Source organism: Enterobacter cloacae complex sp. 6730903 (assembly GCF_048283985.1).
GTDB classification, from domain to species: Bacteria; Pseudomonadota; Gammaproteobacteria; order Enterobacterales; family Enterobacteriaceae; genus Enterobacter; species Enterobacter hormaechei_C.
This window is the reverse complement of the sequence record NZ_JBLVXX010000039.1, coordinates 14,331-31,738: the sequence shown is the minus strand read 5'-3', so window position 1 is coordinate 31,738 and position 17,408 is coordinate 14,331. Positions and strand designations below refer to the sequence as shown.

Here is a 17,408-nt window from a genome sequence, read left to right as displayed (position 1 = left end):
GTGGCTTAATTATATGATTATAAAGCTAAAATTTGGTGGCCCCTGCTGGACTTGAACCAGCGACCAAGCGATTATGAGTCGCCTGCTCTAACCACTGAGCTAAGGGGCCGTGGCGGTGAATTATAAAGTAACTCCCCTCAGCAATCCAGCCATTCACACCTGCCTGCTGTTTTTATAAACAACGCATAATCAATCCTTTATACTTACCTTAAGATGCATAGACAGGAGTAGAGATGATCAACGATATTCTGGCCCCTGGCCTGCGGGTGGTGTTCTGCGGTATCAATCCGGGCAAGTCATCGGCGCACACCGGTTTTCACTTTGCTCATCCGGGAAATCGCTTCTGGAAGGTGATCCACCAGGCCGGTTTTACCGACAAACAGCTTAAGCCGGAAGAAGAGCAGCAGCTGCTGGATACGCGCTGTGGCATCACCATGCTGGTCGAGCGACCCACGGTGCAGGCGAGCGAAGTGAATCTGCATGAGCTGCGCGCTGGCGGGCGTGAGCTGATCGCGAAAATTGAAGACTATCAGCCCGCTGCGCTGGCGATCCTCGGCAAGCAGGCCTACGAGCAGGCGTTCAGCCAGCGCGGCGCCAGGTGGGGTAAGCAGAACATTACCATTGGCGTAACGCAGGTGTGGGTGCTGCCGAACCCGAGCGGGCTGAACAGGGCGACGCTGGACAAGCTGGTGGAGGCGTATCGGGAACTTGATGAGGCACTGGTGGTGAGGGGGCTTTAGCTCCTCTGCGGCCTGATGCCCTCACCTACAGAGAGAGGGCATAAACAAAAAAAAAGCTCCCGATTGGGAGCTTTTTCATTTCAGGACCGATTAATCGTCCAGGAAGCTTCGCAGTACTTCAGAGCGGCTTGGGTGACGCAGCTTACGCAGCGCCTTCGCTTCGATCTGACGGATACGTTCGCGGGTAACGTCAAACTGTTTACCCACTTCTTCCAGCGTGTGGTCGGTATTCATGTCGATACCGAAACGCATACGCAGCACTTTGGCTTCACGGGCGGTCAGGCCAGCCAGCACGTCGTGCGTAGCGGCACGCAGGCTCTCGGTGGTGGCAGAGTCCAGCGGCAGCTCGAGGGTGGTATCCTCGATGAAATCACCCAGATGCGAATCTTCATCATCACCGATTGGCGTTTCCATGGAGATAGGCTCTTTAGCGATTTTCAGCACTTTACGGATCTTGTCTTCCGGCATCAGCATGCGTTCAGCCAGCTCTTCCGGCGTCGGCTCGCGACCCATCTCCTGCAACATCTGGCGAGAGATACGGTTGAGTTTGTTGATGGTCTCAATCATATGCACCGGAATACGGATGGTGCGCGCCTGGTCTGCGATAGAGCGGGTGATCGCCTGACGGATCCACCAGGTAGCATAGGTGGAGAACTTGTAACCACGACGGTATTCAAACTTATCTACCGCTTTCATCAGACCGATGTTGCCTTCCTGAATCAGATCCAGGAATTGCAGGCCACGGTTGGTGTATTTCTTGGCGATAGAGATAACCAGACGTAAGTTCGCTTCAACCATCTCTTTCTTCGCACGGCGGGCTTTCGCTTCACCGATGGACATACGACGGTTGATGTCTTTCACCTGCTCGATGGTCAGGCCGGTCTCTTCTTCAATCTGATGCAGTTTTTGCAGGCCGCGCTGTACGTCTTCTTTCACGTCGTGCAGCTTTTCAGACCACGGCTTGTTCATCGCGATAGCGGCGTTGAACCAGGTTTCGCTGGTTTCGTTGCCGGTGAAGAGGGTGATGAAGTTCTTCTTCGGCATTTTGCACTGTTCAACGCACAGCTTCATGATGATACGTTCCTGGGTACGTACGCGATCCATCATCACGCGCATGCTGTTCACCAGGTAGTCGAACTGTTTTGGCACCAGGCGGAACTGTTTGAACACTTCAGACAGCTTCAGGATCTCTTCCTGAGCGGCGGCATGGCTGCGGCCTTTCGCTTTGATGGTGTCACGCGTCACTTCGTACTGGGTACGCAGCTCGGCAAACTTCTCACGCGCCAGTTCAGGGTCGATGCTGTTGTCGTCATCGCTGCTGTCGTCGTCTTCTTCTTCATCTTCGTCTTCGTCGTCATCCATCTCTTCCTGAGACAGCTCAGAACCGACGTGAGTGGCGGTTGGCGCCATATCTTCTTCAGCGTTCGGGTCGACAAAGCCAGTGATCAGATCGGACAGACGCGCTTCTTCCGCTTCGACGCGATCGTACTGCTCCAGCAGATAGGTAATCGCTTCCGGGTATTCGGCAACAGAGCACTGAACCTGGTTGATCCCGTCTTCGATGCGTTTTGCGATGTCAATTTCGCCTTCGCGGGTCAACAGTTCAACGGTACCCATTTCGCGCATGTACATGCGGACCGGGTCAGTGGTACGCCCGATTTCAGATTCCACGCTGGACAGGACCTGTGCAGCAGCTTCTTCCGCATCTTCGTCAGTGTTGTTGGAGGTTTCAGCCAGCAACAGATCATCGGCATCCGGTGCTTCTTCCATCACCTGAATGCCCATGTCATTGATCATTTGGATGATATCTTCGATCTGATCTGAATCGACGATATCTTCCGGCAGATGGTCATTGACCTCGGCATAGGTCAGATAGCCTTGCTCCTTACCGCGTTGGACAAGAAGTTTCAGCTGTGACTGCGGGTTTTGCTCCATAAGACGGTATCCACACTTAATTCGTTTGATTGGTGTCGGCGATGGGCTGCCAACCTTTAAAGCGAGGGCGTACTTATATTTTTGCCGCTGCCTCTCAGTGCGGCTGCCGGGGGCTTCCCGATCGATATTCGGCACTTAAGCCGTTAAATTTTTTATTTCTTCGCCAGTTCCTGGTTAATCATCCAGAGCTCCCGGCGTTCTTCGCTGCTCAGGCCATGGGTGCGCTCGCGAGCTATCAACTCTTCCTGGCGCAACTCAAGCATCGAATCAAACATATGGTTGAGCGAGTCGGTGAACGTTTTTTCTGCGATATCCTTATCTGCTATATCGTCCCACATCGACAGTTTTTCAAGGGTAGCGGCCTCTTTTGTGCCGCGATAATGCTCTAAAAGTTGTCCGGTGGTCAGACCTGGCTGAGACAAACAAGTGTTGACCAATTCTGAAAATAAGCCAAGCCCGGGCAATTTTTCGTGGTTCAAACCCGCCAGCGACGGCACTTGCGGAGCAAGTTCGGGGTTTTGCACCAGCAACCCTATCAGTATACGCATGGTTGTGCGTTTTAGCTGAGGCGCGGGGCGTACCGTGCCGTTTTCAGCCTGTTTCGGCATTAAACGTTCAAGCTGGCTGTCATCCAGAATGCCGAGCTTGTTGCCTAACTCCTGACGCAGATAGATGCGCAGCGTTTCGCCGGGCACCTGGCTGATTAACGGCAGCGCCAGCGTGCTGAGCTGCGCGCGCCCGTCAGGGGTACTCAAATCAACCTGCGGCATCAGGCTGTTAAACAGAAACGTGGAGAGCGGCTGAGCCTGCTCCATCCGCGCTTCAAACGCCGCTTTGCCCTCTTTACGCACCAGCGTATCCGGGTCTTCACCGTCGGGCAGGAACATAAAGCGTAGCTGACGCCCGTCGGTCATATACGGCAACGCGGTTTCCAGCGCTCGCCAGGCGGCGTCGCGTCCTGCGCGGTCACCGTCGTAACAGCAAATCACGTTGTTTGTGACGCGGAACAGCAGCTGGATATGGTCCGCCGTGGTGGACGTTCCCAGCGACGCAACGGCATAGTTAATGTCGTACTGCGCCAGCGCAACAACATCCATATAGCCTTCGACGACCAGAAGACGCGGAGGTTCCGCATTATCCTGCTGTGCCTCATAAAGACCGTAAAGCTGGCGGCCCTTATGGAAAATATCGGTTTCCGGGGAGTTAAGGTATTTCGGTAGGGCATCGCCCAGCACGCGACCACCAAAACCTATCACCCGGCCACGCTTGTCGCGGATCGGGAACATCACCCGTTCACGGAAGCGGTCGTAGCTTCGTCCCTGGTCGTTGGTGACCAGCATGCCTGCGTCGATGAGGGATTTACGATCTTCGCTATTGCCGCCAAAACGCTTTAACACGTTGTCCCAGCCGGGCGGGGCGTAACCAATAGCGAAACGCGCAATCACATCGTCACTCAGTCCGCGCTTGTTCAGATACTGACGCGCAGGCTCAGCCGCAGAGTGCTTAAGAGACTGTTGGTAAAACGAATTCAGGCCATCCATCAGTTGGTACAGCGTTTGCCGCTGATGGCGCTCGATCTGACTTGGCCCACTGCCTGCTTCATACGGCACTTCAAGGTTATGCATCGCCGCCAGCTCTTCGACGGTTTCAACGAACTCGAGCTTGTCGTAGTTCATCAAAAAATCGACGGCATTACCGTGTGCGCCACAGCCGAAGCAATGGTAGAACTGTTTTTCACCGTTTACGGTGAAAGAGGGGGTTTTTTCGTTATGGAACGGACAGCACGCATGGTAGTTCTTGCCCTGCTTTTTTAGCTTCACCCGCGCGTCGATGAGATCGACGATGTCGGTTCTGGCAAGCAGGTCATTGATGAAAACGCGTGGGATTCTTCCGGCCATATGCCCCAAAAATTTAAGCGACTTATAAACGAAAACAAGCCGCGCATTCCTTCCGGAAGCACGGCCTTACGACTACAACTCTGTCTGTCAATTGAGGGCTGTGGCCCTCAACAGATTAGTACAGACGAGTACGGCGTGCGTTTTCGCGAGCCAGTTTCTTCGCGTGACGTTTCACAGCGGAAGCTTTAGCGCGCTTACGTTCGGTCGTTGGTTTTTCATAAAACTCACGACGACGAACTTCAGCCAGAACACCTGCTTTCTCGCATGAACGTTTGAAGCGACGCAGTGCTACGTCGAACGGCTCGTTTTCACGTACTTTAATTACCGGCATGTAACTCTCACCTTTAATAAATTCGGTTTGCCGCTGGCATCAACGCCAGCTTATTTCAAAATGGTGCGGAATTTTACTGCAAATGCTGCTGCTTTGTAAAGCACCGATGCGATTTTGAAAGGGACTTTAATAAGGGTGAGGAGTATACACGAGGCTTCTTCCTGGGGCGAACAAAGTTTTACAACAATCCGCCCAGGCTCTACACTGCGCGGTATTGAAACGAGGTAAAACAAGTCATGCGTGTACTGGGTATTGAAACATCCTGCGATGAAACCGGCATCGCGATTTACGACGACGAAAAAGGGCTTCTGGCCAACCAGCTGTATAGTCAGGTGAAATTGCACGCTGATTACGGCGGCGTCGTGCCTGAACTGGCCTCTCGTGACCACGTGCGTAAAACGGTTCCCCTGATTCAGGCGGCGCTTAAAGAGGCCGGGTTGAGTGCAAAAGATATTGATGCCGTGGCCTATACCGCAGGGCCGGGCCTGGTCGGCGCGCTGCTGGTCGGCGCAACGGTAGGGCGTTCGCTGGCCTTCGCGTGGGATGTTCCGGCCATTCCGGTTCACCATATGGAAGGGCATCTTCTGGCGCCGATGCTGGAAGACAATCCGCCAGAGTTCCCGTTTGTGGCGCTGCTGGTTTCCGGTGGGCATACCCAACTGATTAGCGTAACGGGCATTGGCAAGTACGCGCTGCTGGGCGAGTCGATCGACGATGCTGCCGGTGAAGCCTTCGATAAAACCGCCAAGCTGCTGGGGCTGGATTACCCGGGTGGCCCGATGCTGTCGAAAATGGCGTCGCAGGGAACGGAAGGGCGCTTTGTCTTCCCGCGGCCGATGACCGACCGTCCGGGGCTGGATTTCAGCTTCTCTGGCCTGAAAACTTTCGCGGCGAATACGATCCGTAATAACGATGACAGCGAGCAGACCCGCGCCGATATCGCCCGTGCGTTCGAAGACGCGGTGGTGGATACGCTGATGATCAAGTGCAAGCGCGCGCTGGATCAGACCGGCTTTAAGCGTCTGGTGATGGCGGGCGGCGTGAGCGCTAACCGTACGCTGCGTGCGAAGCTTGCTGAGATGATGCAAAAGCGTCGCGGGGAAGTGTTCTACGCGCGTCCTGAATTTTGCACCGATAACGGGGCGATGATCGCCTACGCCGGGATGGTGCGTCTGAACGCCGGCGCAACGGCTGACCTGAGCGTGTCTGTGCGTCCGCGCTGGCCGCTGGCGGAACTGCCTGAGGCGTGAGTTTCTTTGCCCGGTGGCGCTGCGCTTACCGGGCCTACAAGATCCACGTGTGCTAACGTGCAATAAACCACCCTACACCCGCAACATTCCTTTCTCTTCCAGAAACGCAATAATCGTCGCTAAACCGTCACCCGCTTTCAGGTTGGTAAACGTCCACGGACGCTCGCCGCGCATGCGATTAGTGTCACGCTCCATTACCTCCAGCGACGCCCCCACGTACGGCGCGAGGTCGGTTTTGTTGATCACCAGAAAATCGGATTTGGTGATCCCCGGCCCGCCCTTGCGCGGGATTTTTTCCCCTTCGGCCACGTCGATGACGTAGATGGTGAGGTCCGCCAGCTCCGGGCTGAAGGTCGCGCTCAGGTTATCCCCGCCGCTTTCCACGAAGATCAGATCCAGATTGCCGAACTTCTCGCTGAGTGCTTCCACCGCCGCCAGGTTCATTGAAGCATCTTCGCGGATGGCGGTGTGCGGACAGCCGCCCGTTTCCACCCCCACGATGCGCTCTGGCTCCAGCGCACCCGCCTCGGTCAGGATGCGCTGATCCTCTTTGGTGTAGATATCGTTAGTGACCACCGCCAGATGGTACGTGTCGCGCATCGCCTTGCAGAGCGCTTCCAGCAGGGCGGTTTTGCCCGACCCTACCGGGCCGCCTACGCCCACGCGCAGGGGATGTTTGTAATCAGCCATGTTGACTCCTCAGGAACGGAATAGTCGTGAATATTGGGTTTCGTGGCGCGCGGAGGCGATGGCGGACAGCGGCGTAGCGGCCCCCAGCGCGTCGTCGCCACGTAAAAATGCCTGTTCAAACCCGGCGGCAAAATGGTCGCTCAGGTCGATAATCAGCTGTTGTGCGGCCTGCTGCCCAAACGGCACCAGCTTGACGCCCGCCATCACCGCGCTCTCTATCCAGCTGTAGCCCAGACTCAGCGCCAGCTCGTGCGCGCTAATGCCCCAGCGCACGCCGAGCCACGCCATGCCGCCGAGCTGGCTTCGCATCAACAGCGGCAACCACGCTGGCGGGCAGGCGGGTTCCCAGCTTTTAACCAGGCGCGTAAAGGCCGCGCCACGGTTGCGTTCTTCATCGCGCAGCTCGCGCGTTTCCCGGCAGGCGAGCAGGTATGCCGTCCAGCGTTTTGCTGCCGCGACGTCCTGCTTCTCGCAGGCACGATACAGGCGGATAAACAGCGGCAGGTCGACGCAGAAAAAGCTCTGCTCCATCTGCTGGATCTGCCAGCGCCTGAAGGCCTCAGCGTCCGTGACCCACCCGGCCTCGACAGCCCACTCCAGCCCCTGCGACCAGGTAAACGATCCGACAGGCAGGCTACTGCTGGAGAGCTGCATCAGGCGCAGCCGCTGGCGGGCGTGCTCCATCAGCTCATCAGCGCCAGCAGGGCGGAGACGATCAGCCCGCCGCCGAAGGTTTTACGCAGGCCGTCGTGACGGCGCAGCAGCAGCCCTGCCGCGAAGCTGGCGCACAGCACCGTGGCGCTGGCTAACATAAACCCGCTTGTAAAGAGCCAGAAGCTGTGGCCGGACATCTCCACGCCGTGCGCCCAGCCGTGGAACATCGCCAGGGCTGGCACCGCCAGCAGCAGGCGATTTTCCGTCTTAAACATCATCACGCCGCAGACCGCCAGCGAGACGATAATCAGCATCTCCATGCCGCTAAAGCCGCCGAGCAGGCTGCCCGCAACGGCGCCAGCAAGCATCATGCCGAGCGTCGCTAACGGCAGCAGCAGCTTGCGGCCGCTCAGGGCGGAGAGCACGCCAGCCCCCGTCAGCATCAGCAGGTGATCCAGCCCGGTCAGCGGATGGAGAAATCCGGCCTGGAAGCTGTCGGTCCCGTGGCCGGGATGGGCAAGCGCCGGAACGGAAAAGGCCAGCAGAAACAGCGGTAAATACTTGCGCATGATGAGTCCTTAATGTGAATGAGCGTGGGAGTGGCTATGGCTGTGGGCATCGCTGGTGTAAGCGCCCGCTTCCGGTTCAAACGGCAGGCTGGCGAAGGTTACCTCCAGACCGAACTGACGCAGCATGTCGTCGAGGACGTGGTCGTGATGGTAGCGCAGTTCGCCAGGCATGATTTGCAGCGGTACGTGGCGGTTGCCAAGGTGATAACAGGCGCGGGCGAGCAGGAACGGGTCGGCGCAGCGCACCACGGAAACCGACTCCGGGGCGGCGATCACTTCGATCACTTCGCTGCCATCGTCGGTAGTCAGCAGGTCGCCCCCGCGCAGCAGCAGGCCGCGCGGCAGCATTAGCCCGGCTTCGCGGCCGTCGTTCAGCGCCACGCGGGCGCGGCTTTTTACCCGCACGTCAATCGGCAGCGTGGCGCTGGCGGTAATCGGATGCGCGTGGTCCAGGCGTTGGGTTAAATAGATCATTATCACTCCTCAAAACAGAAAATAGCGTTGCGCCATCGGCAAAACCTCTGCCGGTTCGCTGGTGATCAATTCGCCGTCGACGCGTACCTCATAGGTTTGCGCGTCAACGGTGATATTCGGCTGTAAATCGTTGTGGATCATGTCGGCCTTTTTCACCGACCGGCAGCCTCTCACCACCGCGGTGGCGCTTTGCAGCCCGAGCCGCTGCGGAATGCCGCTGGCATCAGCAGCCTGGGAGACAAACGTCAGCCGCGTGGCGTGGCGTGCGGCACCCAGCGATCCAAACATCGGACGGTAATGCACCGGCTGCGGCGTGGGGATCGAGGCGTTGATGTCGCCCATCGGCGCGCAGGCGATCATCCCGCCTTTGACGATGGTGGCGGGTTTGACGCCAAAGAAGGCGGGGGACCAGACCACCAGATCCGCCAGCTTGCCCGCCTCAATCGATCCCACTTCATGGGCGATGCCGTGGGTCAGTGCCGGGTTGATGGTGTATTTGGCGACATAGCGTTTCACGCGGAAGTTATCGTTATCGCCGGTCTCTTCCGGCAGTGCGCCGCGCTGCACCTTCATGCGGTGCGCCACCTGCCAGGTGCGGATAATCACTTCCCCCACGCGGCCCATTGCCTGTGAATCTGACGAGGTGAGCGAGAACGCGCCGATATCGTGCAGCACGTCTTCGGCGGCGATGGTCTCCCGGCGAATGCGGGATTCGGCAAATGCCACGTCCTCGGCGATATCCGGGTCGAGGTGATGGCAAACCATCAGCATGTCCAGGTGCTCGTCGATGGTGTTAACCGTGTAGGGCAGCGTCGGGTTGGTGGAGGAGGGCAGAATATTCGGGTGCGCGCAGGCGGTGATGATATCCGGCGCATGGCCGCCGCCCGCCCCTTCGGTGTGGAAGGTGTGGATGGTGCGCCCGGCGATGGCGGCCAGCGTGTCTTCGACAAAACCGGACTCGTTCAGCGTGTCGCTGTGCAGCGCCACCTGAATATCCATCTCTTCAGCGACCTCCAGCGAGCAGTTGATGGCCGCAGGCGTCGCGCCCCAGTCTTCGTGGATCTTAAGCCCGATGGCACCAGCCGCGATCTGCTCGCGCAGCGCGTCCGGGTTGGAGCCGTTCCCTTTACCCAGCAGGCCAATATTCACCGGTAGCGTATCGGCGGCCTGCAACATGCGGGCGATATACCACGGCCCCGGCGTGCAGGTGGTGGCGTTTGTGCCTGCCGCAGGCCCGGTGCCGCCGCCGATCATGGTGGTGACGCCGGACACCAGCGCCTCTTCCGCCTGCTGCGGACAGATCCAGTGGATGTGGGTGTCGATCCCGCCGGCGGTGACAATCTTCCCTTCGGCGGCGATCACCTCCGTTGCCGCGCCAATCGGGATCGTCACGCCGGGCTGAATGTCCGGGTTTCCGGCTTTGCCAACGGCGAAGATCCGCCCATCTTTTACGCCGATATCGGCCTTCACGATCCCCCAGTGATCGACGATCAGCGCGTTGGTGAGCACCAGATCCACGCAGTCGTCGGCGGTCATCTGCCCCTGTCCCATACCGTCGCGGATCACTTTTCCGCCGCCGAATTTAACCTCTTCGCCGTAGATCGTGAGATCGTCTTCCACTTCGATCCACAGCTCGCTGTCGGCCAGCCGCACTTTATCCCCGGTAGTGGGGCCGAACATATCGGCATACGCCCGGCGTGAAATCTCAGCCATGTTTCAGCTCACCCATGATCTCGCCGCGAAAACCGAAAATGCGCTGCGCGCCTGTCACCTGCACCAGCGTCACTTCCCGCTTCTGGCCGGGCTCGAAGCGCACAGCGGTGCCCGCCGGGATGTTCAGCCGGTAGCCTCGGGTGGCCTCGCGATCGAACTTCAGCGCCGGGTTGACCTCGTAAAAGTGGTAGTGCGATCCCACCTGGATCGGCCTGTCGCCGTGGTTTTCCACTATCACACTTCGGGTTTCGCGTCCGACGTTGAGAGCAATGTTGCCGGACTGGATCCGGTATTCCCCTGGGATCATCACGCGCTCCTTACACGATCGGGTTGTGGACGGTGACGAGCTTGGATCCGTCCGGGAAGGTGGCTTCCACCTGGATATCCGGGATCATCTCCGGCACGCCCTCCATCACCTGATCGCGCGTCAGGACGTGGCGGCCAGCTTCCATCAGCGAGGCGACGGTTTCGCCATCGCGCGCGCCTTCCATAATAAAGGCGCTGATCAGCGCGACCGATTCCGGGTAGTTGAGCTTTACCCCGCGCGCGAGGCGGCGCTCGGCAACCAGCGCGGCGGTGAACAGCAACAGCTTGTCTTTTTCTCTGGGAGTCAGTTCCATAGCGTTTCTCTTATGTCTGCCAGATGCGCGGCGAACAGGCGGTTTTGGGGGTTAAAAGTGGGCGAAGCGACTGCCAGATATCGCGCATCACCCGCTGACAAATCAGGTTATCGTGGGAGAGAAAACGCACCGACAGCAGATCGTCGGTGAGCGTGGCGCCCGCAAAAGTATCCAGCGGGGCGAGAAGCGCACGCACCGCGTCGAGATGTGCTTCCCGGGCCGGATAGAACAGCAGCGTGCCGACCCACGGATGGTCCGCGACGGGCGTCAGATCACCACCGCTAAGATGCAGTCGCTCAATCAGACGCGGCTCGCCATCCACCCACACCTCAAGGCGGCTCTCCAGCGTGCCGTGGCTGAAGGCTTCGTTTATCACCGGACGGCCCAGACAGTACAGCTCCCACGCCAGCAGCGTGCTGGTGGCGTGCAGGTGAAAGACGGAACGCAGCGCGGCGTTAGCGCCGGGGAAAATAATGGTGTCCTGCGGCAGCCACTCCAGCGTGGCCTCTTCGTCGAGATAAAAATGCTGACTGAGGCAGGCCAGCGGGCCGCTGCTGCGATAGAACTTACTGGCGCCGGGCATGGTGATGAGGGCATGGCTTTTGGCGTCGAGCCGCACGGAAATATCCAGCGTATCCCCGCCCACAATTCCGCCTGGCGGGTGCAGCAGGTAAAGGTGGCAGGTTTCCCCTTCGGGATAAAATGGACGCTGAACGGTAAGTGGCCCGCTGTGACGCGCGGAATGGAGGAGGGTTTTCTCAGGGGTATGACAAAACTGGAGGGCAAGCGAGGCCTGCCAGCCTTTGTACGAATTATCAGTGACCTGAGTTGCTAACATGGTGCTTCCATTTCCACACTATCGGGATACGTTTCAGTATGCCCTGGCGGAAATGAAGGCTGTCATATGAGTCGCTTATGGATAAAAAAACCGGCTCATGTGAGCCGGTTTCAGTAATGCAGGCCGGGTAAGCGCAGCGCCACCCGGCAAGAAAGGCTATCGATAATCCTCTGCATCCACATCATACCCCGACGGCTCCCAGCGGATCGCCAGCAGCGACGCCAGACCAATAAACGGCGCCAGCGCAATCACCCAGAACACGGCGGTATCCAGCGAGGCGACCAGCAGCGGGAACAGAAACAGTGACAGCGTTGAACTGCTGCGCATCAGCGTCTGGTTAAGCCCCACACCCACGCCGCGCAGCGAGGTCGGGTAGCTCAGGGAGGCAAACGTCATGGTGTGCGCACCTGGACCAAAACCCTGACCAAACAGGAACAGCGCCAGCATCGCGACGGCGACCACGCCTTCCGTAGCCCCGTCAGGGCGGCCAATCAGCGCCAGGCCGAGCAGCGCCGCCAGCTGGCACGCATAACCCGCCAGTGACATCCGCCATGCGCCGAAGCGCGGAACATAGCGCACCGCCAGCAGCCCGCCGACAAACGCGAACAGCAGATTAAGCGCCAGCGAGATCAGAATGGTGGTCAGCATCGACTGCACAAAGAAGCTGGAGATGATCACCGGCAGGCCAAAGGCTACGGCGTTATAGGCGAACGAGGAAACCACTGACAGCAGCGTGGCGAGCGTGGTACGCCGCAGATAGATACCGCGGAACAGGTTCAGGTAGTTCGACCATTTTGCCTTGTTCACGACAGGCGCGGGCTGGTCGAGCGCATCCTGCGGTACGTGGGCATTAATGTTGTAAGACTGCCGCAGGATGGACGCCGCCTCCTTCAGATTGCCCTGATTCGCCGCCCAGACCGGGGATTCGCTCATATAGCGGCTGCGGATGGCGATAATCACCAGCGCGGGTACCGCACCGAAGCCAAGGATCAGGCGCCAGAGCCAGTCGCTGTGGCTTGCCGGCAGCACGGCGTAAAAGAAGAGCACCAGAAGATAAGAGATGCTGATGGCTGCATACCATGTGGGGCACCACATTGCGACGCTGGAGGCTTTATTCCCCGGGCCTTTCAGCCTGGCGAACTCGCTGAGAAATGCCATCGCCACGGGAAGGTCGATCCCCACGCCAAGACCCATCACAAAGCGCGCGCCCGCCAGCACATATTCGTTCGGGGCCAGCGCACAGGCGATGGCGGCAACGACAAAGAACACCATGTCGGCCATAAAGACGCGGTAGCGCCCGATTTTATCCGTAAGATAGCCGCCGAGCAGCGCCCCGACAATGGCACCAAAGGTAATCGCCGAGGCCACCATGCCGGTACCGGCGGGCGTCAGGTTAAATTCGCGGGTGATGTCTTTGATGCCGAATGCCAGCGCGCCGAGATCGTAGGCATCGAGGAAAATTCCCCCGAGCGCGATACCGACCACGATGCGGGCATTGGCCCGGCCCTGAGAGCCGTCATTAACGAGACGTGAAACGTCCGATGCGCTGCGAACCCACCTGATGTCGCCATCCGGGGTATTTCCTGCCGTTGGAAGGGGAGTTGAATCTGTGATTTCTGCCATTTTCTTTTTTGTGTGGTTGTGTTGTGTCTCTAACAGTTACCACAGGCAGAAGGTGACAAAAATCACATTTGGTTATAAGGCATAACGAACGGTTTACTGAGCGTCTTTCTTTTTACGCCTGAGCTTCGTCCAGATCTTCGTTTCCTGACGACGCCACAGGCGCTGAATGTTGTCGTGGTGGCGCAACAGGATCAGACACGAGAGCATCGACACCGGGAAGGTAAACTGCGGTTTAAACCACCAGACATAGAACGGGGCGATCAGCGCGCTGACGATGGCGCCCAGCGACGAATAACCGCTCAGCAGGATGGTCAGCAGCCAGGTGCCCGCCATCACGCCGGTGAGATCCCAGCCGATCGGCGCAATCGCGCCAAACGCGGTGGCCACGCCTTTACCGCCTTTAAACCCAAAGAAAACAGGCCAGATGTGGCCGACGCAGGCGGCGATGGCAATCAGCCCCAGCCAGAAGGGGGTGACGCCGAGCGCATACGCGCCCCAGACGGGAAGCATTCCTTTCAGAACATCAAAAATCAAAACCGCTACGGCTGCTCCCTTGCCGCCAATTCGTAGTACATTGGTCGCCCCCGGATTCCCGGAACCACTTTCACGCGGGTCAGGCAACCCGGCGATGCGGCAGACCAGAATGGCGCTGGAGATTGAGCCGCAAAGGTAGGCGAGGATAATCATTCCAGGCGCGATTGCACTCATAACGCTGTTCCGTTTTGAAAATGTATCTGTATTCTCAGCATCTGTGGATAATACGCATAATTCGCCGGAAGTGGTATCCGGTTTAGCCAAAAAGCAGGCAGGTCGTGATGGATATTGTATTTATAGAGCAACTTTCGGTAATCACCACAATTGGTGTTTACGACTGGGAACAGACCATCGAGCAGAAACTGGTGTTCGATATCGAAATGGGCTGGGATAACCGCAAGTCAGCGAAAAGCGATGATGTGAATGACTGTCTGAGCTACGCCGACATCAGTGAAACGGTCATCGGCCATGTGGAAGGGCAACGATTTGCGCTGGTAGAACGCGTGGCGGAAGAGGTGGCAGACCTGCTGCTGAGCAAATTTAACTCCCCGTGGGTGCGCATTAAGCTAAGCAAGCCGGGAGCGGTGGCGCGCGCCGCCAATGTGGGCGTGATTATCGAGCGTGGCACAAATCTGAAAGGAAAGATTTAACGTCATAATAGCTAAACCATTTTAGGTTATATCGGTCTTAAAGCTGTATCTTTCACGGTTGTCCGCGTGGGACACCGTTTTTTTATATCTTTTTAGGGGTTTATAGATGAGCGATATGCACTCGCTGCTGGTGGCGGCAATACTGGGTGTGGTCGAAGGATTGACGGAGTTTTTGCCGGTGTCCAGTACGGGCCATATGATTATCGTTGGCCATCTCCTAGGCTTTGAAGGCGATACCGCAAAGACGTTTGAGGTGGTTATTCAGTTGGGCTCTATCCTGGCGGTGGTCGTGATGTTCTGGCGTCGTCTGTTTGGTCTGATCGGTATCCACTTCGGGCGTTTGCCGCAGCGTGAAGGAGAGGGCAAAGGGCGCCTGACGCTGATTCATATTCTGCTGGGGATGATCCCGGCAGTGGTGCTGGGGCTGGTGTTCCACGACACCATTAAATCGCTCTTCAACCCGATTAACGTGATGTACGCGCTGGTTGTCGGCGGCTTCCTGCTGATTGCCGCCGAAGTGCTGAAGCCAAAAACCCCGCGTGCGGAAGGTCTGGACGATATGACGTATCGCCAGGCGTTTATGATTGGCTGCTTCCAGTGTCTGGCGCTGTGGCCGGGCTTCTCCCGTTCAGGGGCAACCATTTCCGGCGGGATGCTGATGGGCGTGAGCCGTTACGCGGCGTCTGAGTTCTCGTTCCTGCTGGCGGTGCCGATGATGATGGGCGCCACCGCGCTGGATCTCTACAAAAGCATCGGCTTCCTGACCGTCGGCGACATTCCGATGTTCGCCGTGGGCTTTATCACCGCCTTTATTGTGGCGCTGATCGCCATCAAAACCTTCCTGCAACTGATTAAGCGTATCTCGTTTATTCCGTTCGCGATTTACCGCTTTATCGTCGCGGCTGCCGTGTACGTGGTCTTCTTCTGATGACCGACCGCCCTCAGTCTTTCGGCTGAGGGCAACGTTTTTCCTTCCAGGCTGCAACTGCATCAATCCGCCGCTTCGTCAGCTCTTCGCGGATCGCCGGGCCTTTAAACCCTGCTTCCACCACCTCTTTCGTTGGCACCGCTTTCGCCACGTCCCACGCCTCACGCAGCAAACGCCCCTGCGGATAATCGGACGCTTCAAACCCGGTGCGGCCGCGCACGTCGGCTTCGCTGGTCAGCGCAATTTGCTCCACACGCTGCGGCTTGCGCCAGGCGTCGATGTTATCGAACAGCCTGACGATGGTGGCGGGTTTCAGGATCGGGAAGGTGTGGATCAGGTCGTGGAACTCGGCCACCAGTTTTGCCAGATCGCGAATGTCATTCGGCACGCGCAGGCGCTGGCAAAGCCCTTCAACCAGCTTCACGCCAGCCGGACCGTGCCCGTGGTGGCGTGGCCACAACGCCTTTGGCGTTAACCCCTTGCCGAGGTCATGGCAGAGGGTGGAAAAGCGCACGTCCACCTCCGGGCTGAGCATGGCGGCCATGCTCAGCGTCATCAGGGTGTGAATGCCGGTATCAATTTCCGGGTGCCATTTCGCCGGGGCGGGCACACCAAACAACGCATCTATTTCCGGGAACAGCACTTTCAGCGCCCCGCAGTCGCGCAGTACCTGGAAAAAGATCTGCGGATTACGGGTAGTCAGGGCGTTTTCGGTCTCTTTCCAGACGCGTTCTGGCGTCAGGTGTTCCAGCTCGCCCGCGTCGGTCATGGCGGTCATCAGCGCCATCGTCTCGTCGGCAATGCGGAAGCTGAGATGGGCATAACGGGCGGCAAAACGCGCCACGCGCAGTACGCGTAACGGATCTTCAGAAAAGGCGGGGGAGATATGGCGTAAAAGACGGTCACGCAGATCGTTCTGGCCGCCGTAGACGTCGATAATATGGCCGTTTTCGTCCTGCGCCAGGGCATTAATGGTGAGATCGCGGCGCAGTAAGTCCTGCTCCAGCGTCACATCCGGCGCGGCATAGCAGGTGAAGCCGGTATAACCGGAACCGGATTTCCGTTCGGTACGCGCCAGGGCGTACTCTTCCCGGCTTTTCGGATGGAGGAACACAGGAAAATCGCGGCCTACCTGCTGGTAGCCCGCGTCAATCATCGCTTCGGGCGTGGCACCGACCACGACCCAGTCTTTATCTTTGACCGGCAGACCTAATAACGCATCACGTACCGCACCACCGACCAGATAACTCTTCACGCCAACACTCCCGTTTTCTCTTTTCGCAAGATGATACGTAAGTGTGGCAGAGAAGACGAGTTAGTTCATCCAGCGGTCTTTACGTTTACGGCTTGGGATAAGGTGAGGAAGCACCAGACCCAGCACCAGACCAACGCCCAGCACCCCGCCGCCATACATAAACCACTGCATGATGATGGTGCGTTGTTTGTCATCCAGCTGGAGATTCGCGGCGTTCACTTTCTTCTGCGCGACGATGAGCTCATTTTTCAGCTTCTGATTTTCATCTTTCAGACCGGCGATCACGCTGTCGCTTTGCGCCACTTTCTGCTGCATCTCTGCGGTGCGCTGGTTCCAGGTGCCGTCAATGTTGTTCAGCTTGTCGGTCAGGGTTTTCACCTGATTTTCCAGATCCGGCACGCGGGTGCGCAGGCTTGGCACCGTGCTCAGCTCTTTCAGCGGGATCCATGAGGTGCGGCCAGAGCTGTCACGAACCTGACCGTAATTGGTGTCTGCATTGGTTTGCAGCAGAGTCACTTCCTCGCCGGCATTTACCGTACCCACGAGGCGATAATTGTCTCCAGGGCCGCTGCGTACCCAGGTATTCAGTTCATCAGAAACGTAACGTTTCTCTTCAGCGTGGACCGCGGTTGCGGCGCTAAAAGCGAGTAAAGTAAGTCCAATCAGGCGTAATTTAAGCATATCAGTCGTTATTTTCATAAAAAGT

The 17,408-nt window shown here is 57.9% G+C and carries 19 protein-coding genes and 1 tRNA gene; 4 read left to right on the top strand and 16 right to left on the bottom strand.

The features are described from left to right. Positions 1-33 precede the first annotated feature (33 nt). Positions 34-109: transfer RNA gene (locus ACNQ0W_RS18420), tRNA-Ile, on the bottom strand. Between the two features lie 124 nt (positions 110-233). Between ACNQ0W_RS18420 and mug the strand changes: the two genes are divergently transcribed. Then, positions 234-740: a G/U mismatch-specific DNA glycosylase gene (gene mug / locus ACNQ0W_RS18415; RefSeq protein WP_032649590.1), complete on the top strand. Its 507-nt coding sequence runs from the start codon at positions 234-236 to the stop codon at positions 738-740. A 90-nt stretch (positions 741-830) separates the two neighbouring features. Here the strand turns inward: mug and rpoD are convergent, their stop codons facing one another. The 3 genes from rpoD to rpsU all read right to left on the bottom strand — a co-directional run bounded on the left by rpoD (position 831) and on the right by rpsU (position 4,904). After that, on the bottom strand, positions 831-2,675 hold the full coding sequence (gene rpoD / locus ACNQ0W_RS18410) for an RNA polymerase sigma factor RpoD (RefSeq protein ID WP_006812010.1): 1,845 nt from the start codon (positions 2,673-2,675) through the stop codon (positions 831-833). Positions 2,676-2,827: 152 nt separating this feature from the next. After that, positions 2,828-4,573, bottom strand: a complete 1,746-nt coding sequence (gene dnaG / locus ACNQ0W_RS18405; protein ID WP_003862574.1) for a DNA primase — start codon at positions 4,571-4,573, stop codon at positions 2,828-2,830. A gap of 115 nt (positions 4,574-4,688) precedes the next feature. Next, positions 4,689-4,904 (bottom strand): 30S ribosomal protein S21, encoded by a 216-nt coding sequence (gene rpsU / locus ACNQ0W_RS18400; protein ID WP_001144069.1) that lies wholly within the window; start codon positions 4,902-4,904, stop codon positions 4,689-4,691. A 236-nt stretch (positions 4,905-5,140) separates the two neighbouring features. Between rpsU and tsaD the strand changes: the two genes are divergently transcribed. Beyond that, positions 5,141-6,154 (top strand): tRNA (adenosine(37)-N6)-threonylcarbamoyltransferase complex transferase subunit TsaD, encoded by a 1,014-nt coding sequence (gene tsaD / locus ACNQ0W_RS18395; RefSeq protein ID WP_015571911.1) that lies wholly within the window; start codon positions 5,141-5,143, stop codon positions 6,152-6,154. Between the two features lie 72 nt (positions 6,155-6,226). On the opposite strand, the gene ureG is transcribed toward tsaD, so the two are convergent. From ureG to plsY, 10 genes are all read right to left on the bottom strand, one after another. Continuing rightward, complete coding sequence (ureG, locus tag ACNQ0W_RS18390; RefSeq protein WP_014071813.1) at positions 6,227-6,844, bottom strand: urease accessory protein UreG; 618 nt, start codon at positions 6,842-6,844, stop codon at positions 6,227-6,229. Positions 6,845-6,853: 9 nt separating this feature from the next. Further along, the gene (locus ACNQ0W_RS18385) at positions 6,854-7,528 is read right to left on the bottom strand and encodes an urease accessory protein UreF (RefSeq protein WP_062933650.1); all 675 of its coding nucleotides are present in this window, start codon (positions 7,526-7,528) and stop codon (positions 6,854-6,856) included. Beyond that, on the bottom strand, positions 7,528-8,067 hold the full coding sequence (locus ACNQ0W_RS18380; protein WP_062933649.1) for a HupE/UreJ family protein: 540 nt from the start codon (positions 8,065-8,067) through the stop codon (positions 7,528-7,530). The genes ACNQ0W_RS18385 and ACNQ0W_RS18380 overlap by 1 nt, the downstream gene beginning before the upstream one ends. Positions 8,068-8,076: 9 nt before the next feature. Further along, complete coding sequence (gene ureE / locus ACNQ0W_RS18375; protein ID WP_062933648.1) at positions 8,077-8,541, bottom strand: urease accessory protein UreE; 465 nt, start codon at positions 8,539-8,541, stop codon at positions 8,077-8,079. Between the two features lie 9 nt (positions 8,542-8,550). Beyond that, entirely contained in the window at positions 8,551-10,254 is a 1,704-nt protein-coding gene (gene ureC / locus ACNQ0W_RS18370; protein WP_062933647.1) for an urease subunit alpha, read from the bottom strand. Further along, positions 10,247-10,561 carry an urease subunit beta gene (locus ACNQ0W_RS18365; protein WP_116329980.1) on the bottom strand — a complete coding sequence of 105 codons (315 nt, stop codon included), beginning with the start codon at positions 10,559-10,561 and terminating at the stop codon, positions 10,247-10,249. The genes ureC and ACNQ0W_RS18365 overlap by 8 nt, the downstream gene beginning before the upstream one ends. Positions 10,562-10,571: 10 nt before the next feature. After that, entirely contained in the window at positions 10,572-10,874 is a 303-nt protein-coding gene (locus tag ACNQ0W_RS18360; RefSeq protein ID WP_003862556.1) for an urease subunit gamma, read from the bottom strand. 10 nt (positions 10,875-10,884) lie between these two features. Further along, complete coding sequence (locus ACNQ0W_RS18355) at positions 10,885-11,712, bottom strand: urease accessory protein UreD (RefSeq protein WP_062933646.1); 828 nt, start codon at positions 11,710-11,712, stop codon at positions 10,885-10,887. Positions 11,713-11,868: 156 nt separating this feature from the next. Next, positions 11,869-13,335 carry an MFS transporter gene (locus tag ACNQ0W_RS18350; protein WP_062933645.1) on the bottom strand — a complete coding sequence of 489 codons (1,467 nt, stop codon included), beginning with the start codon at positions 13,333-13,335 and terminating at the stop codon, positions 11,869-11,871. 93 nt (positions 13,336-13,428) lie between these two features. Next, positions 13,429-14,043, bottom strand: coding sequence for a glycerol-3-phosphate 1-O-acyltransferase PlsY (gene plsY, locus ACNQ0W_RS18345; RefSeq protein WP_003862548.1), 615 nt, complete (start codon positions 14,041-14,043; stop codon positions 13,429-13,431). A 107-nt stretch (positions 14,044-14,150) separates the two neighbouring features. Here plsY and folB point away from each other — a divergent pair, with 107 nt between their 5' ends. Further along, entirely contained in the window at positions 14,151-14,519 is a 369-nt protein-coding gene (gene folB, locus ACNQ0W_RS18340; protein WP_003862547.1) for a bifunctional dihydroneopterin aldolase/7,8-dihydroneopterin epimerase, read from the top strand. A gap of 106 nt (positions 14,520-14,625) precedes the next feature. Beyond that, positions 14,626-15,447: an undecaprenyl-diphosphate phosphatase gene (bacA, locus tag ACNQ0W_RS18335; protein ID WP_003862545.1), complete on the top strand. Its 822-nt coding sequence runs from the start codon at positions 14,626-14,628 to the stop codon at positions 15,445-15,447. Between the two features lie 13 nt (positions 15,448-15,460). Here bacA and ACNQ0W_RS18330 read toward each other — a convergent pair whose 3' ends face one another. Both ACNQ0W_RS18330 and ACNQ0W_RS18325 read right to left on the bottom strand, forming a co-directional pair. Continuing rightward, on the bottom strand, positions 15,461-16,702 hold the full coding sequence (locus ACNQ0W_RS18330) for a multifunctional CCA addition/repair protein (RefSeq protein WP_062933644.1): 1,242 nt from the start codon (positions 16,700-16,702) through the stop codon (positions 15,461-15,463). A 60-nt stretch (positions 16,703-16,762) separates the two neighbouring features. Then, entirely contained in the window at positions 16,763-17,383 is a 621-nt protein-coding gene (locus ACNQ0W_RS18325; RefSeq protein ID WP_001303390.1) for a TIGR04211 family SH3 domain-containing protein, read from the bottom strand. Positions 17,384-17,408: the final 25 nt, after the last annotated feature.

Coding starts and splice junctions, on each gene's coding strand:
- mug (WP_032649590.1), top strand. CDS start 234: ATGATCAACGATATTCTGGCCCCTGGCCTGCGGGTGGTGTTCTGCGGT.
- rpoD (WP_006812010.1), bottom strand. CDS start 2,675: ATGGAGCAAAACCCGCAGTCACAGCTGAAACTTCTTGTCCAACGCGGT.
- dnaG (WP_003862574.1), bottom strand. CDS start 4,573: ATGGCCGGAAGAATCCCACGCGTTTTCATCAATGACCTGCTTGCCAGA.
- rpsU (WP_001144069.1), bottom strand. CDS start 4,904: ATGCCGGTAATTAAAGTACGTGAAAACGAGCCGTTCGACGTAGCACTG.
- tsaD (WP_015571911.1), top strand. CDS start 5,141: ATGCGTGTACTGGGTATTGAAACATCCTGCGATGAAACCGGCATCGCG.
- ureG (WP_014071813.1), bottom strand. CDS start 6,844: ATGGCTGATTACAAACATCCCCTGCGCGTGGGCGTAGGCGGCCCGGTA.
- ACNQ0W_RS18385 (WP_062933650.1), bottom strand. CDS start 7,528: ATGGAGCACGCCCGCCAGCGGCTGCGCCTGATGCAGCTCTCCAGCAGT.
- ACNQ0W_RS18380 (WP_062933649.1), bottom strand. CDS start 8,067: ATGCGCAAGTATTTACCGCTGTTTCTGCTGGCCTTTTCCGTTCCGGCG.
- ureE (WP_062933648.1), bottom strand. CDS start 8,541: ATGATCTATTTAACCCAACGCCTGGACCACGCGCATCCGATTACCGCC.
- ureC (WP_062933647.1), bottom strand. CDS start 10,254: ATGGCTGAGATTTCACGCCGGGCGTATGCCGATATGTTCGGCCCCACT.
- ACNQ0W_RS18365 (WP_116329980.1), bottom strand. CDS start 10,561: ATGATCCCAGGGGAATACCGGATCCAGTCCGGCAACATTGCTCTCAAC.
- ACNQ0W_RS18360 (WP_003862556.1), bottom strand. CDS start 10,874: ATGGAACTGACTCCCAGAGAAAAAGACAAGCTGTTGCTGTTCACCGCC.
- ACNQ0W_RS18355 (WP_062933646.1), bottom strand. CDS start 11,712: ATGTTAGCAACTCAGGTCACTGATAATTCGTACAAAGGCTGGCAGGCC.
- ACNQ0W_RS18350 (WP_062933645.1), bottom strand. CDS start 13,335: ATGGCAGAAATCACAGATTCAACTCCCCTTCCAACGGCAGGAAATACC.
- plsY (WP_003862548.1), bottom strand. CDS start 14,043: ATGAGTGCAATCGCGCCTGGAATGATTATCCTCGCCTACCTTTGCGGC.
- folB (WP_003862547.1), top strand. CDS start 14,151: ATGGATATTGTATTTATAGAGCAACTTTCGGTAATCACCACAATTGGT.
- bacA (WP_003862545.1), top strand. CDS start 14,626: ATGAGCGATATGCACTCGCTGCTGGTGGCGGCAATACTGGGTGTGGTC.
- ACNQ0W_RS18325 (WP_001303390.1), bottom strand. CDS start 17,383: ATGCTTAAATTACGCCTGATTGGACTTACTTTACTCGCTTTTAGCGCC.